Consider the following 220-nt stretch of genomic DNA (forward strand, 5'->3'; position numbering starts at 1 on the left):
TTGGTCTCGTCAAAGTGCGGGTGAAGCGCGATCTGCGACGCGTCGCGGCCTTTCTGGACGTTGATGTTAACGCGCTGTATCTCCTGATTCGCCGCGTACGTCCGCTGTCGGCCGCTCGGTCCGGTCGTCGTCGCCTCGTTCCAATAGACGAGGACGACCTCGTACTCGCCCACAGCGTCGACGTACGCGCTCGTCTCGAACGTGAGCGTGTTCGTGCCCA

At 62.7% G+C, this 220-nt stretch carries 1 pseudogene; it reads right to left on the reverse strand.

The features are described from left to right. A pseudogene (locus tag EXE44_RS19725) lies at nt 1–220 on the reverse strand (hypothetical protein); the annotation flags it as partial.

This window comes from Halorubrum sp. SS7 (assembly GCF_005435055.1).
GTDB lineage: Archaea > Halobacteriota > Halobacteria > Halobacteriales > Haloferacaceae > Halorubrum > Halorubrum salinarum.